This is a genomic window from Faecalibacterium sp. Marseille-Q4164, from assembly GCF_017377545.1.
Classification (GTDB): Bacteria; Bacillota; Clostridia; order Oscillospirales; family Ruminococcaceae; genus Faecalibacterium; species Faecalibacterium duncaniae.
Genome location: NZ_JAFREJ010000003.1, coordinates 39,370 through 55,251 on the forward strand (window position 1 = coordinate 39,370; position 15,882 = coordinate 55,251).

The 15,882-nt window shown below is 61.9% G+C and carries 15 protein-coding genes; 5 read left to right on the plus strand and 10 right to left on the minus strand.

The window, feature by feature from the left end:
* Positions 1 to 43 precede the first annotated feature (43 nt).
* A complete protein-coding gene (locus tag J3352_RS05205; RefSeq protein WP_005935655.1) occupies positions 44 to 913 on the minus strand; it encodes a patatin family protein in 870 nt (289 codons plus the stop codon).
* Positions 914 to 1,158: 245 nt separating this feature from the next.
* Here J3352_RS05205 and J3352_RS05210 point away from each other — a divergent pair, with 245 nt between their 5' ends.
* Entirely contained in the window at positions 1,159 to 1,752 is a 594-nt protein-coding gene (locus J3352_RS05210; protein WP_035394911.1) for a xanthine phosphoribosyltransferase, read from the plus strand.
* Positions 1,753 to 1,800: 48 nt separating this feature from the next.
* Here J3352_RS05210 and J3352_RS05215 read toward each other — a convergent pair whose 3' ends face one another.
* On the minus strand, positions 1,801 to 3,672 hold the full coding sequence (locus tag J3352_RS05215; RefSeq protein WP_005935648.1) for a penicillin-binding protein 2: 1,872 nt from the start codon (positions 3,670 to 3,672) through the stop codon (positions 1,801 to 1,803).
* A 223-nt stretch (positions 3,673 to 3,895) separates the two neighbouring features.
* Between J3352_RS05215 and J3352_RS05220 the strand changes: the two genes are divergently transcribed.
* The 4 genes from J3352_RS05220 to J3352_RS05235 all read left to right on the plus strand — a co-directional run bounded on the left by J3352_RS05220 (position 3,896) and on the right by J3352_RS05235 (position 8,625).
* On the plus strand, positions 3,896 to 5,044 hold the full coding sequence (locus J3352_RS05220) for an FtsW/RodA/SpoVE family cell cycle protein (RefSeq protein ID WP_156066071.1): 1,149 nt from the start codon (positions 3,896 to 3,898) through the stop codon (positions 5,042 to 5,044).
* A gap of 285 nt (positions 5,045 to 5,329) precedes the next feature.
* Entirely contained in the window at positions 5,330 to 6,661 is a 1,332-nt protein-coding gene (locus J3352_RS05225) for a UDP-N-acetylglucosamine 1-carboxyvinyltransferase (protein WP_156066069.1), read from the plus strand.
* 89 nt (positions 6,662 to 6,750) lie between these two features.
* A complete protein-coding gene (gene ftsZ, locus J3352_RS05230; RefSeq protein WP_005935636.1) occupies positions 6,751 to 7,923 on the plus strand; it encodes a cell division protein FtsZ in 1,173 nt (390 codons plus the stop codon).
* A 72-nt stretch (positions 7,924 to 7,995) separates the two neighbouring features.
* The gene (locus tag J3352_RS05235) at positions 7,996 to 8,625 is read left to right on the plus strand and encodes a hypothetical protein (RefSeq protein ID WP_156066067.1); all 630 of its coding nucleotides are present in this window, start codon (positions 7,996 to 7,998) and stop codon (positions 8,623 to 8,625) included.
* A gap of 53 nt (positions 8,626 to 8,678) precedes the next feature.
* Here the strand turns inward: J3352_RS05235 and J3352_RS05240 are convergent, their stop codons facing one another.
* The 8 genes from J3352_RS05240 to J3352_RS05275 form a co-directional block, all read right to left on the minus strand.
* Positions 8,679 to 9,260 carry a hypothetical protein gene (locus J3352_RS05240; RefSeq protein WP_005935632.1) on the minus strand — a complete coding sequence of 194 codons (582 nt, stop codon included), beginning with the start codon at positions 9,258 to 9,260 and terminating at the stop codon, positions 8,679 to 8,681.
* A gap of 1 nt (position 9,261) precedes the next feature.
* Positions 9,262 to 9,483 (minus strand): YdbC family protein, encoded by a 222-nt coding sequence (locus J3352_RS05245; protein ID WP_005935630.1) that lies wholly within the window; start codon positions 9,481 to 9,483, stop codon positions 9,262 to 9,264.
* Between the two features lie 193 nt (positions 9,484 to 9,676).
* The gene (locus J3352_RS05250; RefSeq protein WP_156066065.1) at positions 9,677 to 10,018 is read right to left on the minus strand and encodes a hypothetical protein; all 342 of its coding nucleotides are present in this window, start codon (positions 10,016 to 10,018) and stop codon (positions 9,677 to 9,679) included.
* A gap of 222 nt (positions 10,019 to 10,240) precedes the next feature.
* Positions 10,241 to 12,697 carry an AAA family ATPase gene (locus J3352_RS05255; RefSeq protein ID WP_156066063.1) on the minus strand — a complete coding sequence of 819 codons (2,457 nt, stop codon included), beginning with the start codon at positions 12,695 to 12,697 and terminating at the stop codon, positions 10,241 to 10,243.
* Entirely contained in the window at positions 12,694 to 13,833 is a 1,140-nt protein-coding gene (locus tag J3352_RS05260; protein WP_156066061.1) for an exonuclease SbcCD subunit D, read from the minus strand. The genes J3352_RS05255 and J3352_RS05260 overlap by 4 nt, the downstream gene beginning before the upstream one ends.
* 236 nt (positions 13,834 to 14,069) lie before the next feature.
* Positions 14,070 to 14,549: a peptidoglycan-binding protein gene (locus J3352_RS05265; RefSeq protein WP_097772679.1), complete on the minus strand. Its 480-nt coding sequence runs from the start codon at positions 14,547 to 14,549 to the stop codon at positions 14,070 to 14,072.
* Positions 14,458 to 15,297, minus strand: coding sequence for a stage II sporulation protein R (locus tag J3352_RS05270; RefSeq protein ID WP_242699887.1), 840 nt, complete (start codon positions 15,295 to 15,297; stop codon positions 14,458 to 14,460). The genes J3352_RS05265 and J3352_RS05270 overlap by 92 nt, the downstream gene beginning before the upstream one ends.
* Positions 15,298 to 15,433: 136 nt before the next feature.
* Positions 15,434 to 15,865 (minus strand): endonuclease domain-containing protein, encoded by a 432-nt coding sequence (locus J3352_RS05275; protein ID WP_242699888.1) that lies wholly within the window; start codon positions 15,863 to 15,865, stop codon positions 15,434 to 15,436.
* Positions 15,866 to 15,882 lie beyond the last annotated feature (17 nt).

Below are 15,882 nucleotides of genomic sequence, written 5' to 3' on the forward strand. Positions count from 1 at the left end.
ATCAGTGCCTCCTGTTTTGATTTGCCCCAGTATAGCACAGTGATCATTCCTCGGCTTCGGCCTTTGCAGTTTCAAGGAAGGCCCGGATCTTATCCACCTGGATCTGTGCCACGGCCCGGCCGGTTTCGTAGACGCGGCGCAGCTGGTCGGGGTCACGCTCCATGGCACCGATCTCCAGCGGGATGGGCGGGCGGATAACGTAATCCTTGCCGGACTGCTCCAGCATGGAGATGTAGCTCAGGGTTTCGTTGTAGCGCTCGTGGCGGTCGGCCACAGCCTCCACAAAGGCAGGATAGCGCAGATACCGTGCCCGGATGGCGGGCAGCATGGGATTCTTCTTTTTCACAAACCCCTTGGGCTGGGTCAGGATGATGAGGTTCCGCTTGTAGCCGATGGACTCAAAGAAGCGGATGGGGATGGAATCGGCAACGCCGCCGTCCAGCAGGCCGTAATGGCCGATCTTGACGATCTTTGCGGCCAGTGGCATGGAAGCCGAGGCTTCCATCCAGCGCACATCCTCCGCATCACCGGTGCGGCACTTATGATAGATAGGGTCGCCGGTGCGGACATCGGTGCAGACCACAAAGTAATCCATGGGGGATTCCCGGAAAGCCTTGTCATCGAACGGGTCGAGCTTTTCGGGCACCTCGTGGTAGCAGAAATCCTCGCTGTACAGGTTGCCGGTGCGCAGCAGGTTGCGGAAGCTGGCATAGCGTTTGTCGTTGCAATAGGTGGTGTTGTAGCGGATGGTCCGCCCGATCTGGTGGGATTTGTAGTTGCAGCCGAACACTGCTCCCGCCGAAACACCTACCATGCCGTCTACCGTGATGCCCTGCTCCATCAGAACATCCAGAACACCGGCAGTGAACATGCCCCGCATGGCACCGCCTTCCAGGATCAATCCGGTCTTCATACGCGTGATACTCCTTCTCCTCACAATGCATCCCGCCCGAACAGGCGGCAGGATGCAGAAAACGGGCACCTTTCCCTGTGCCCGGAGCGCCCCGGAAATCCACCCGGAGCCGTTGCTTCCAGTATACTCAAATTTTGCTGAAAAACAAGAGAGAAAATGCCAAAAGACCTTGAAAACAGGGGGGCAAATCCGGTATACTAGGTAAAATCAAAATGCAGTACCAAAGCTTGGAGGAAGAGACGGATATGAAACTGCTGGAAGAACGCATTCAGAGAGACGGGATCGTGCGCGAGGGCAATGTGCTGAAGGTGGATAGCTTCATCAACCACCAGATGGACATCCCCCTGTTCCGCGAGATGGCAAAGGAGTGGAAGCGCCTGTTTGCAGGCAAGCCCGTCAACAAGGTGCTGACCATTGAGGCCAGCGGCATCGGCATTGCCGCTGTGGTTGCCAGCGAGTTCAATGTTCCTGTGGTGTTTGCCAAAAAGTCCATGAGCATCAACCTGGATTACGACAACTATGAGACCAAGATCCAGTCCTTCACCCACAAGAAGATCTACAACGTCATTGTCTCCAAAAAGTTCCTCACCGCAGAGGACCATGTCCTGATCATCGATGACTTCCTGGCAAACGGCTGTGCCCTGATGGGCCTGCTGGATCTGGCCAAGGAGGCCGGAGCTACGGTTGAGGGCATTGGCATTGCCGTGGAGAAGGGCTTCCAGCAGGGCGGCGAGCTCATCCGCAGCAAGGGCATCCAGCTGGAGAGCCTTGCCATTGTGGAATCCATGAACAGCGAGACCGGCGAGATCAAGTTCCGCGAGCAGCCGCACCAGAATTGAAAACAAGCAATTCAAGACCGCTTCGGCGGTCTTTTTTGCTGCCCATTTTCAGGCCCCGTCAAAACTGTCGCCGTCAGCGGGGAGGTCGGCGGCGGTCTCTGCTGTGGAGGCAGCCGGGGCTTCCGTGGTGCGGAGCACGCCCCTGTACACCAGCGTCTGCTCCAGCACTTCGGCACAGACCGGGGCCGACAGGCTGCCGCCCGCGGTCGTCCAGCTGTGGGGTTCGTCCAGGCAGACCAGACAGAGAAACTGCGGGTCGTCGATGGGAGCCACCGCCACAAAGCTGGCAATGCGGGCTTTTTCGTCGGCGCTGTCCAGCTTCTGGCTGGTGCCGCTTTTTCCGCCTACCCGGTAGCCCGGGATCTGAGCGTTCCGTCCGCCGCCGTGGAGCACCACGGCCTCCATCATCTCCCGCATGGTCTGACTGGTCTCTGCCTTGAGCACCTGCCGTTTGCAGACAGGGGAGAACTGCTCAATGGTACTGCCGTCCGGGGCCAGGATCTCCGAGACGACGTAGGGATGCATCAGCTTTCCCCCGTTGACCACGGCGCAGACTGCCGCCGCCATTTCCAGATAGGAGATTTTGCTGCTCTGCCCAAAGGCACAGGAGGCCAGCTCCACCGGGCCCATCCGGTCGGCGGTATAGTACAGGCTCTTTTTCGGCTCGGCGGGCAGGTCGATGCCGGTGGGCTCCCGCAGGCCGAAGGCGGCAAAATAATCGCAGAAGGCCTCCCTGCCCAGTCGGCCCCCGATCTGGATGAAGCTCTGGTTGCAGGAATTTTCCAGCGCCTGGGTCACGCTCTGGGCCCCATGGCGCTTGTGGTTGGCACAGTGGAAGCGGGTGCCTGCCACCGAGATGGATTCCCCGCAGTAAAAGCTGGAATGCTTTGTGATGGCTCCGGCATCCAGCGCCGCCGCGCAGGTGATGAGCTTGAACACGCTGCCCGGCTCGTACAGGTCGCTGACGGCCTTGTTCCGCCACTGGGTCTGCTGGGCCAGCTGCAAAGCGGCCTTGCGTGCATCACCGGTCAGGGCCTCCACGGCGTTCCGGGCGGCGGTGTCGGCAATGACGCGGGGTTCGTTGGGGTCGTAGGAGGGCGTGGTGGACATGGCCAGCACGGCCCCGGTGTTCACATCCATGACGATCCCCACGGCCCGCGCCGCCACATGGTGCTCCTGCACAGCGTAGGACAGCGCGTTTTCAAGGTAGTGCTGGATACAGCTGTCGATGGTGAGCCGCAGGCCGTCCCCCTCGGTGGGAAAACGCTCGGTCTCGTAGCTCTGCTCCAGTGTGTAGCCCCAGGCGTTGACAGCTGTGAGCACCACGCCGTTTTCTCCGGTGAGCAGATCGTCATATTTCAGTTCCAGCCCGGCCACCCCTGCGTTGTCCACATTGGTGAACCCCAGCACCGAAGCCAGAAACGCGCCCTGCGGATACCAGCGCTTGCTGTCCTGATTGATGCGGATGCCGGTGATGCTGTTTTCTTCGCAAAAGTCCCGCACGGCATCGGCTGCGGCGCGGTCCACCCGGTAGCGGAGCAGGCAGTCGTTGGAGCGGCGGTCGCTGAATTTTTCCAGCAGGGCCGCTTCGTCCAGCGCTAAGATCTCCGCAAGGCCGTGGGCGGCAAGGGTGATTTTCTCTTCCGGCATCTCCCGGGGCGAGGCCCGCAGGGTCCAGCAGCTGCTGTTGGCGGCCAGCAAAAGGCCGTCGGCGCTGTAAATGCGCCCCCGGTCTGCGGGGACCACGGTGTCCCGCAGCTGCTGGCCCTGTGCGCGGTCGGCATAGAAGCCGTCGGTGCGCACCTGCAGGAAAAAGAGCCGCACGGCCAGCCCCAGGCAGACGGCACAGAACAGCACCGCCACGGCCCGTGCCCGGCGGCGGAATCCCCGCTCGGGCAGGGTGCGGAGAACTTTGGGCATAGAAACTCTCCCTTCTTGAATAAGCCCTGCTCTGTCCAACCTCTCAGTCGCAGGCTTCGCCGCGACAGCTCCCCTAGTAGGGGAGCCCTTGGCATAAGATTTACTTTTCAATCTGGTCGCTGACGCTCCAAAACCAGTATCTGCTTATCCTTACGCAGAACCTCAAGAAAATAGACTAGCAGCCCCGGTTTTGACATACAATAGTGAAACTGGGGGTGACGAGATGAAAGAAGCTGCGGCACTGCCGCGGGGCGGGCGGCACAAGGCACCGCTGCGGCCGCTGCCGGCCATGGACCTGCCGTTTCTGGTGCTGGTACTCACGCTGGTGGGGTTCGGGCTGGTGATGCTGGGCAGTGCGTCGGGGGCGGTGGCCCTTTACCGTCGGGGCGATGCCTTTGCCTACCTGCGCCCCCAGCTGCTCTACGCTGCCATGGGCATTGCGGGGCTGTGGCTGGCCAGCCGGGTGGACTACCACATCTTCCACAAATTGGCCTGGCCGCTGCTGGGGGTCTCGCTGGTGCTGCTTGCGGTGGTGCTTTTTATGCCGGAATACAACGGCTGCAAACGGTGGCTGGTGCTGCCGGGGGTGGGTACCCTGCAGCCAAGCGAGATCGCAAAATTTGCCGTGGTGCTGGTGTTTTCGCACATCATCTCGCTGAACCATGACAGGATGCGCAGCTTTGCGGTGGGGGTGCTGCCCTTTGTGCTGGTGCTGGGGGTGGTGGCGGCGCTGATGCTGCTGGAACCCCATCTTTCGGGCACTTTGCTGATCCTGGGCATCGGGGCAGTGTTGATGTTCGTGGGCGGCACAGGTCTGCGGTGGTTCGTGCTGGCGGGCGTGGGCGGGGCGGCCGCCATCGGGGCGGCGGTGGTCGTTATGCCGGACCTTGTGCCCTACGCCGCCGACCGCCTGCGCTCCTGGCAGGACCCTTTTGCCGACCCGCTGGGGGACGGCCACCAGACCATCCAGAGCCTGTACGCCATCGGCTCCGGCGGAGCCACCGGCCTGGGGCTGGGGAACAGCCGCCAGAAGCATCTGTTTGTGCCCGAACCCCAGAACGACTTCATCTTCTCCATCGTCTGCGAGGAACTGGGCTTTGTGGGGGCCTGCGCCGTGGTGCTGCTGTTCGTGCTGCTGCTCTGGCGGGGCATTACCATTGCCGCCCATGCTCCCGACCGTTTTGGGGCGCTGCTGGTGGTGGGCTTTACCGTGCAGGTGGCCCTGCAGGCTGTCCTCAATGTGGCCGTGGTCACCAATACCATCCCCAACACCGGCATCAGCCTGCCCTTTTTCTCCTCCGGAGGAACGAGCCTGATGATGTTGCTGGGCGAAATGGGTATTGTCCTATCCGTATCAAGAGGTGAGACCTGACGGAATAGAAAACATAAAGTTGAATTGCCAAAGGCTCTCCCTTTGGGAGCAACGACGACGACCACCGCCTGCGGCGGAATGAGGGAGGAGTTGTTGGGGCCGCGGCCAGCAGGACGCAAGCGCAAGGGTTTGCGCGAAGCGGATGCTGGGAGCCGCAACCCGGTGCTGGCGCAAAGCGCCTGAGAGGGCGAGGATGCTATAAATTACAAAACAAACTTGTCCGCCTCACACTCCGGCCCTGTTTTGCATACGGTGGGGTATCTTTTGCGGAATGGGGGCACGGACATGGAGGAACGGATCGTGGTGACAGGGGGCCGCCCGCTGAACGGAAGCGTAAAAATTCCGGCAGCGAAAAACAGCGTTCTGCCGCTTTTTGCGGCATCGCTGCTCTGCACGGGAGAGGTGCGGCTCCAGGCTGTGCCCCGCCTTGCGGATGTGGAGCACTGCATGGCGCTTTTGCGGGGTGTGGGCTGTGCCGCCCGGTGGGAGGGCAGTGATGCAGTACTCTCCGGCCCGCCTGCCAACAGCACCTTGCCGGGGCAAACAGCGGGACAAATGCGGGCCTCCATTCTGTTCTGCGCGCCCATGCTGGCAAGGTTGGGCCGCGCCGAGACCAGCCTGCCCGGCGGCTGCCGCATCGGGGCCCGGCCCATCGACCTGCATCTGGCGGGGCTGGCAAAAATGGGGGCGGTGGAGCTGGAAGCTGGGGAAGGGCGGCTGGTGCTGACGGCTCCCTCCGGCCTGCACGGGGCCGAGATCACCCTGCGTTTTCCCAGCGTAGGGGCCACCGAGACGCTTCTGCTGGCCGCTGCCTGTGCCAGAGGCAGGACCATCCTGCGGGGGGCGGCCCGGGAACCGGAAATCGCCGACCTTGCCGCTTTTCTGAACCGGTGCGGCGGCTGCATCGAGGGGGCAGGCAGCTCCACGATTCGCATCGAAGGGCGGCGGGGGCTTTCCGGGTGCTGTTTTTCGCCCCTGCCCGACCGTATTTTTGCTTCCACGCTGGCCTGCGGCTGTGCGGCGGCGGGTGGCCGGGTGGAACTGACCGGCTGCGCCCCTGCGCTCTATGCGCCGGTGCTGGAAATTCTGGGACAAATGGGGTGCCGGGTGGAACCGGCAGGGGATACGGTGCGAATTTCCCGCTTTGGGCGGCTGCACGGGGCAGGCCGGGTGTTCACCGGAGCCTATCCGGCCCTTGCCACCGATGCTGCCCCGCTGCTGGCGGCGGCAATGCTCTGTGCCGACAGCGAGAGCAGCATCGAGGACGTGATCTTTGAGCGCCGGTTCGGCTGTGCCGAGGGTTTTTGCCGCCTGGGCGCACAGGCCGGAAAGGCGGGCAGGGTGCTGACCATTGCACCGGGCGGCCTTTTGCGCGGCACCGTGGTGGAGGCCCCCGATCTGCGGGGCGGGGCGGCACTGGTGCTGGCGGGGCTTGCGGCCCGGGGAACCACGGTCATCACCCACCCGGCGCATATCGACCGGGGCTATGCCGGATTTACAGAGATTTTGGCCGGTTTGGGGGCGCAAATTCGGCGGGAATCGGCCCCGGAAAACGGGTCGGCCAAAAAAACCTCTGCAAAAAAACAAATTTGTCTTGCAATCGGGGCAAAAAGATGATACGATACAGTTATATAAGTATAGTATCGAACTCTTCTTGTGCGAAAAGCGCAGGTTTACGATAACATATCCGATGGAGGACAAAAGTTATGGCACTCATGCTCGACGAAGAAATGGATGAAAACGTTACGACGATCAAGGTCATTGGTGTGGGCGGCGGCGGCGGCAACGCAGTCAACCGCATGGTCAGCGACGGTCTGCAGGGCGTAGAATTTATTGCAATGAACACCGACCAGCAGGCGCTGGCCAAGAACCATGCTGCCACCAAGGTGCAGCTGGGCTCCAAGCTCACCAAGGGCCGCGGCGCGGGCGCTGATCCTGAGATCGGCCAGCGTGCTGCCGAGGAAAGCAAGGACGAGATCGCAAATGCCCTGAAGGGCTCCCAGATGGTCTTTATCACCGCCGGTATGGGCGGCGGCACCGGCACGGGTGCGGCTCCCGTTGTGGCTGAGGTGGCACATGATCTGGGCATCCTGACCGTGGGCATCGTCACTAAACCCTTCTCCTTTGAGGGCAAGCGCAAGATGGGCCTGGCAGAGCAGGGCATTGCAAACCTGCTCATGCACGTTGACAGCCTGATCGTTATCCCGAATGAGCGTCTGAAGATGATCAGCCAGGAAAAGATCACCCTGATGAACGCCTTCCAGGCCGCCGATAATGTGCTGCGTCAGGGCGTGGAATCCATCTCCGCTCTGATCAATGTGCCCGCCTTCATCAACCTGGACTTCGCAGACGTGCGCTCCATTATGAAGGATGCCGGTTACGCCCACATGGGCGTGGGCAGCGCCAAGGGCGCAGGTAAGGCAGAGAACGCCGCCAAGGCTGCGATCTCCTCTCCGCTGCTGGAGACCAGCATTGCCGGTGCACACGGCGTGATCATCAACATCACCTCCAGCCCCGATATCGGCCTGGAGGATGTCGAGACCGCTGCCGGCCTCATCACCCAGAGCGCTCACCCCGATGCAAACATCATCTGGGGTACTGCGTTCGATGAGAACCTGTCCGATGAGATGCGCGTTACCGTTGTGGCCACCGGCTTTGACAACAAGGCCGCCGATGGCCTGCGCAGCAGCCTGAACAACGCCGCCGGTGCCGGTGCTTCCACCCCCAGCGCAGTGTTCAGCTCTGATGTGTCCGGCGCGGGTGCCGCAAAGCAGCAGCCTGCTGCCGCCGCAAACAGCGCTGCAAAGCCGGTGGAGGAAGAAAGCAGTGACAACCGTTACTACGATGAGCTGCTGGCGATCCTGAATAAGCGCAAGTAAGTTTGTAAGTTACTGTGTGAACCGCCCGGGAGGGGGCGTGGTCTCTTGCGCGCGTGAGCGGGAGGAGCAGAGATGGTACCAAACGACATCTGGCTGCGCACCGAATGGCTGAGCTGCCGCAGGACCAGTGTGCTGCGCTGTGTGGAGCGTTATTGTGCCGCCGCTGCCCGTGAATACCGCCGCGCTCTGCGCAGGGTGCAGGAAGTGGAGGAAATGATGGCGCAGGTCGAACCGGAAACCGGGAGACGGCTCCCGAGCCAGCCCGCTCAGGCGGAGCTGTTGAACCGCCGTCTTGCTGCTGCCAATGCGGAGATCCGCCGCTACCAGACCCGGCTTTACGCCTGTGAGCGGGAGATGGTGGCACTGCGGCAGGAGAACGCTGAGCTGGAAGCTCTGTGTGAGCAGGCGCGGGCAAACAGTTTGCTGCCGCCCGTGCCCCCGCAGCCCAAGGTGCTGGAACAGCCCGGCCTGCCGGTGATCGTGTTCCACCCGGCGGCGGATGCCCCCAAGGCAGAGCAGCTCCAGCCGGATGCTGTACCGGAGCAGAGGGCACCGGAGCAGGAGCCTGCCCCGCAGGCCGCACCGCCGGAACCGGAGGAGGAACGCTGCCCCTTTGCGCAGCCGGACTGGAAGCCCACCACGGCGCTCGACCATCAGGCGGTGGATCTGGTACATCAGCTGGAAAGCTTAATGACTGTATAACAAAAAGACGATGCACAAACGCTGTGCATCGTCTTTTTTGCGTCTTGGGGATGTTACCGCACGGCGCTGGTGCGGTGTTCCATGAGGTAGGTGGCCTTCAGGTCGGCAATGTGGAGCTTGACGGCAAGCGGGTATTTGTCGTAGGCCTCCGAGATGGCAAAGCAGCCGCCCTTGGCCGCATCGTCAAAGCCGCCCATGTGCCAGCGGATGGCTACCGCTTCCTCGACCTTCAGCTTCATAAACCGCTCGATCAGGAACACGCTCTTTTCGCCGTGGCCATAGGGGAACAGATCCTCCACGCTGTAGCTGGGCACCTTTTCCCACTGGCCGGTGGCATCGTTCTTTACATTGCGGGTGCCCTTTTTGTAGTAGTTGGCCTTGCACAGATCGTGCAGCAGAGCACAGATGGCATAGCTCTCCTCACTCTCGCCCTCGGTGAAAAAGCCATCGTGGAGGGCATGGTAGACGTTCAGGCTGTGCATGCACAGCCCGCCGTCACAGGCCCCGTGGAACCGGGTGGAGGCCGGAGCCGAGAAGAAATCCGTCTTGTTGTCCAGCCAGTCCAGCAGCTTTTCGCTGCCCGGGCGGGAGACATGCTGGTGCCAGATCTGCAAAAACTCCTCGCGGTAGTCCATCTTACAGCTCCAGATCTTCCAGAATGCCCTTGAGGATGGCCAGCTCTTCGCCGCTCAGGGAAATGCCCTTGCCCATGCGGGTACCGTCCGGGGACCAATCGCGGATGTCGTACTTGGGTTCGCCGTCGTTCCAGCTGATGAGATTGAGCTGGCGCTCCCAGCCGCGGGGACGCTGAGACAGCACTGCAATGCGCTGGACCACTTCGTATTTGATTTCTGCCATGTTTCCTTACCTGCCTTTGCTTTGTTTGTTATCATAATATAAGAACGCGGCGAAGATTTCAACAGGTAATTGGAAAATAATTTGAAAATTTTAAATTTACTTGCAGGAGCAGTAAGCGATATTCACAGAATGGCACGTCCTGCCAAAGGCTCCCCTGCGAGGGAAGCTGGCACGCGGAGCGTGACGGAGGGGGTCAACCATAAGGCTCCTCTTCCCGCAGGCGAACCAGTTCTTTTACCGCCTCCGGGTCATCCGGTGCGGGCTGGCGGCTGTTTCGCTTCTGCTCAGTGCTGAACAGCCCGGGGGCATACTGCGCCATTACCCCGGGTGTATTTCCTGCCAGAAATTCCCTGGCGTTTTTCTGCATACAGGCTGCCGGTGTGCCGTCTGTCATAGGGATTGCCTGGATTGGCGGCAGATCCGGTTCCGGCGGCGGCAGCTGCACCTCCGGGCTGTCCGGCTGGCTGGGCAGTGCCCCCAGCGGCGGGCTCACCCGGCTGGATGTGGGGCCGACATGCTTTTGCTTGTGGGACATAAGAAACACCTCCGCACTTAATGTGTGCGGAGGTGTAGTCGTTTATGCGGGAAAGGGGTGAAACCCCTCAGTCAATGCTTCGCATTGCCAGCCCCCCTAGTAGTGGGGCCTCTGGCGTTGCATGGAGTTTGGTGAGTTCCCCTTTGTGCGCAGGCTGAACCGCTCCGCCAAGGCCTCCCCTACCAGGGGAGGTGGCAAAGCCGATAGGCTTTGTCGGTGGGGTTACGTCACAATCTCCACCCAGCTGCCCCCGCTCCGCTCCTTATGCACGACCACCTGCCGGTCGATGCGGTCCTTCAGGGCGGCGACATGGGAGATGATGCCCACCAGTCGGTCGCCTTCGGTCAGGCCGGAGAGCACCCGGATGGCCTGTTCCAGCGATTCCTCATCCAGCGAGCCGAAGCCCTCATCGAGGAAGAGGGTGTCCAGCCGGATGCCGCCTGCGGTGCTCTGGACTTCATCGGAAAGGCCCAGGGCCAGCGCCAGCGAGGCCTTGAAGCTCTCGCCGCCGGACAGGGTCTTGACACTGCGGCGGGTGCCGTTGTAGTGGTCGATAACTCCCAGGTCAAGGCCCGACTGGCTGCGCTGGTTCTCGGCACCGATGCGCTCCAGCTCGTACTGGCCCGCCGTCATCTGCATCAGGCGGGTGTTGGCGTGGACAAGGATGCGGTCGAGGTAGTTCATCTGGATGTAGGCCTCCAGCCGGATCTTCTGCTTGCTGCTCAGGGTGCCGCCTGCCGTGGAGGCCAGTGCGTTTACCCACTGCCAACGGGCATCCAGCGCGTCCCGCTGGTCGGCAAGCTTCCGGTGATCGGCCAGCGCCCTCCGGTTGGGGAGCAGCCGGGCGTTCAGGTCTTTCTCCTGTGCGGCAAGGACTTTGCGCCGGGCCAGCAGCTCGTTCTGCTCTGCCTTGAGCGCCGCGATCTTCTGGGGCTGCGCGATCTGCTCCGCAGCCTGCCGGGCTTCCAGTGTCTGCACCGCAGCTTGGGCGGCGGCAGCAGCCTGCTGGGCTGCCGTCACCTGCGCTTCCAGAGCGGTGCGCTGCTCTGCCTGCGCTTTGCGCTGGGCTTCCAGCTCTTTTTTGCGGCGGCAGTCGGTATGGTTTTTGGTCTGGCGCTGCTTCAGGTCAGTCTGTGCGGTGTGCAGAGCATCATTTTCCTCGGCCAGCGCAGTCTTGAGCAGGCTCACGGTCAAGGGCACCGGCCCCTCGGGCGAAGTGAACCGTTCGGGCAGGAGCGCTTCGGCATCCTTCCGCAGCTGGGCACGGCCCTCCTGCTCCCGCGTCAGCGCTTCCCGTGCGGCGGCACTGGCCTCCTGTGCGGCGCTGTCGGCCTGGGCGGCGGCCTGCTTGGCTTTGTTCACCTGCACTTCGGTGGGAGCGGTGCGGGGCAGGTGGGCTTTGGCCGGGTGGTGGGTGCTGCCGCAGACAGGGCAGGCGGCTCCCTCTTCCAGCGTCTGAGCCAGCAGGCCCGCCTGCGCATCCAGAAAAGCACGCTCCAGTGTGTCACGGGCAGAATGGGCCTCGGTCTGTCTGCCCGCCGCCTGCCGGTAGGCCTCCTGCGCGGCGCGTGCGGCGGTGTTCCGGTGCTGGCACTCTGTCAGGCTCCGGGCCAGCTCGTTCAGTGCGGTTTCCCGCTGGGCAAGGCGGGCCGCTTCGGCCTCCAGCTCCACCCGGCGGGTGTCGGCATCGGCCAGAGCGGCAAGCTCTGCTTCAGAGGCCGTGAGTGCCGCATCCAGTGCTTCCAGCGTTTTGCGCCGGGTGCTGGCCTTGGCGGATTCCAGCTGGGCGGTGCTTCGGGCCTTGGCCAGCTCTCCGGCAACCTCCTGTCGCTGGCGCTCTGCCTGCTCTGCCGCGCCCAGCGTGGTCTGTAACCTGCTCAATTGCTTGTCCAGCGCAGCCAGCGCGTCTGCGGCCTGTGCGGCGGCGGCTTCCTGCCGGGCGGTCAATCCCTCCAGCAGGGTGGCCACTGCGTCCGGCGGCATCTGCGCCGAGAGTGCCCCCAGTGCTTCTGCCTCCGGGTCTGCGGCATCATACGAGATGCCCGCAAGCACTGCGTCCAGCTTTGCATTCAGGGCGGCGCGTTGGGCTGTGAGGGCGGAGTTTTCCTCGGCCAGCGCTTCCTGCAGTTTCTGGTAGCGCTGGGTGCGGAACAGCTTCCGGAAGATCTTGCTCCGCTCCTCAGTGGTGGCGTTGAGCAGCCGGGTGAACTGCCCCTGCGCGATCATGGCGATCTGGGAAAACTGGTTGTAGTCCAGCCCGATGATATCAATGACAGCGCAAGTTACCTCCTTGGCTTTGGTCACAGGCGGGCGGCCGTCGGCATAGGTCAGGGCGGCATCCGCCTTTTCAGTGGTGAATCCCTCGCCCCGTGCCTTGGGGCGCAGATACTCCGGGTTGCGCCGGACGGTGTACCGCTGCCCCCGCACCTCAAATTCCAGCTCCACAAAGGTGGGGGTGCCGGGGTCTGCATATTTGCTGCGGAGCATGGCCCCATCCCGCACGCCGCCGCTGGAATGATCATACAGGGCGTAGGTGATGGCATCGAACAGGGTGGTCTTGCCCGCGCCGGTGTCGCCGGTGACAAGGTAGAGCCCGCCTCTGCCCAATTGCTCCAGCGGCAGGGTGGTGGTGCCTGCATAGGGGCCAAAGGCCGAGAGGGTCAGCTTGAGCGGTCTCATGCGTCCTCCTCCTTCCAGATACTTTCAATGAGCTGCTGGCAGAAAGCCGTCTGCTCATGGGTCAGGGGCTGGTTGTTCTGCAGCTGGTAAAAATCTGCAAAGTGCTCCAGCGGCGTTTTCTGTTCGGCCTTTGCAGGGGCGTCCAGCTCCTGCCGGGTCTGGGTGCGGCGGTTGTCGTAATCCAGCCGCATCAGGTTGGGGTAGATGACCCGCAGGCGGGCCAGTGCCTCGGGGATGTCCTGCTCATCGGTCAGGGTGATGTGCAGGTAGTCGTCCACGGCGGTGCCCTCGTAATTGCGGCGGTCGGTCAGCTCCATATAGCTGCCGCGCAGCTCCCGCAGATCGTGCCGGGGCACCAGCGGTTCGGCGGCAATGGTCACGCTGCCCTTTTCGCCCAGATCCACAAAGGTCACGCTCTTGTGCTGGCTGGCCTCCGAGAAGGAATACTTCAGCGGCGTTCCGCAGTAGCGCAGGGTGTCCCGGCCCACCTTCTGGGGGCTGTGCAGATGCCCCAGCGCCACATAGTCGAACTTGTCGAACAGGGCGGCATCCACCCAGTCGATGCCGCCCACGCTGGGCTCCTCGCTCTCGCAGGAGGCAGCTCCTGCCACGAACTGGTGTGCCACCAGCACACTGCGGCGGGCCGGGTCAGGCGAACAGTGATCCAGCACACAGGCAAGGGCATCGTTGTAGCTCTCAATGGGCGCGTCCGGCCAGACGTGCCGCACCATGGCGGGCTTCAAAAAGGGCAGTAAGTACAGATCGACCGGGCCGTGTGCGTCGGTGAGGGTGATGGGCTCCGGCGGGCCGGAAAACACCGGTGAGACGTAGACCCTGCTTTCGGCCAGCAGGGCAGAGCCAAAGGCCACCCGGTCGGCGGAATCGTGGTTGCCCGAGATGGCGAACACCGGCAGCTCCCGGTGGGAAAGCTCGGTGAGGAACCAGTCCAGCAGGCGGACCGCCTCGGCAGGCGGCACGGGTTTGTCGTACAGGTCACCGGCCAGCAGCACGGCATCCACGGGGTGGGAATCGAGCAGGGATAAGATCTGCTCCAAAATATAGCGCTGGTCGTCCAGCATGGAGAACTCGCAGACCCGTTTGCCCAGGTGCAGGTCGGAGAGGTGGAGAAAACGCATGGGGAAGCCCCCTTTCTAAAAGGATGGCTCTATTATACCACGGAATGTTCTCTTTTGCGTGCCAAAAGAGAACCAGAAAAGCACCCGCTACTTTCGAAGCGCGGGAGGCACGAACTAGGGGCTGCTCGCCCCTAGTAACCCCAAAGCAGAGGGCTCCGAACAAAAATGCTGGAGATTCCCGCCTGTCGGCGTGAAGATCTCTTAACCGCATTTTTGCCCGGAGCCGATTGAAATTTTTAACTAGCGGGGAACAGCTTCTCCCAGGTGGCTTTACCCACAGCACCGTCAGCGTTCAGGCCGTTGCGGCGCTGGAACCGCTGAACAGCGGCGGCAGTCCGGGAGCCGAACTTTCCGTCCGTGCCGATCTTCTCCCCCAGCGTGTTGAGCTTCTGCTGGATGAGCCGGATGGTGCCGCCGGACATGCCGGTGCGCATCACGATGCCGGGATAGGGCACCGCCAGCCCGTGCTTTGCGGTGTACTTTGCGTAGAGGACGTTCCAGGTGTTGGCCCCGACTTTGCCGTCCATGTTCATATTGTTCCGGAGCTGGAATTCTTTCACGGCGTTTTCGCTCCTGGTGCCAAAGCGGCCGTCTATGGTCAGTGCGGGGTAATAGCTGCACTGGTCACGCACGCCGTTCAGCCAGGTCTGCACCAGGGCCTCGTCCGGGCCGTAGGAGCCCTTTTGGATCAACGAATAATAAGCGGGGATCGCCATTGTGGTCACACTCCTTCCACGACAGCGTATGCAGCGCTGTGGGGAGGTGTGCCATAGCGTTTTTGCCCTCTCCGTCTTTGCTTCGCGCCTGAGAGGGCGAGGCTGTTTCGACCAGCACCTTATCCTCCCGGCTTGCCGTCACCCGCTGCCACCACTCCACACACTTGAACCGCACCACATACGACCCACACACCAGATCGTTTTCCTCCGGCAGGGCGTAGGTGCCGCAGGCAGAGCGGCACAGGCCCGGGTAGAGCACGCACCACCAGTTTTTGCCGTGGCGGGCGTTGCCGCCCAGGTCGATGCGCAGAGCCTGATACCGCCCGGCGGGCAGGATGCCGGTGGAATAGCGGGTGGTATCAAAGTACATTTCCACCAGCTGTACCGTAACGGTGGAAAAGATCCCTCGTCTTGCCAGCACAGCCCGGGCCGTCAGCTCCAGCGCGGGCAGGTTCTCTGCCGCCCAGCGCAGGGCGGCAGGCTTGTCCTGTGCGGTGCAGCGGGCATCGGCGTAGGCCAGAACAGCATCCCGCACGGCGAGCTTGACGGTCTGGTCGGCAGGGGAATCGCTGTCGGCCCGGATGTGGAAGCGCAAGGTGTCGGCACAGAGGAGAGCCCCGGTGTCCAGCTGTGCCTGCCCCCAGCGCAGGGCAGCAGGCAGGGTGCTCAGAAGCAGCGCAAGGGAAAGCACGGCGCACCCCAGCGCCATCTCACGGCGGGTGAGCGTGCGGGCAAAGAATGGCAGCATAAAAAACAGGCCCCTTTTCTGGAAATGATAACCAGAGAATGGGCCTGTTTGACACATTTTATTCTGGAAGCAACCCTCTCAGTCGCCAGCGGCGACAGCTCCCCCGAAGGGGGAGCTTGGGTACAGAAGGGATACGTCATAAACGAGATTGGATGCTTCGATCAATTTCAGCACAGACAGCATCAAAATTTAACTGAATTTCCGTATTGGAAAAACGCAAAACCTGAATGCCGTATTCAGCAAAAACTGCACTCCGTTCGCGATCGTAAGCCTGCCCTTGCTCAGAAAAATGCTGTACGCCGTCTACTTCGATTACAAGCATGGCTTTTGAACAATAAAAATCCGCAATAAAAGCTTCGATAATCCGCTGCTTATAGACTTTTACGGGATAATGACGTAAAAATTGATACCACAATTTTGCTTCCTGTGGTGTCATGTTGCGTCGGAGTTCCCGGGCAATGGGAAGCATACAATGTTTTTTCGGAACGATATCAAGTTTCATAACAAAGATGATAGTATCGGCAATTGCAAAAGCTCCCCCTTCGGGGGAGCTGGCAATGCGAAGCATTGACTGAGAGGGTTGTT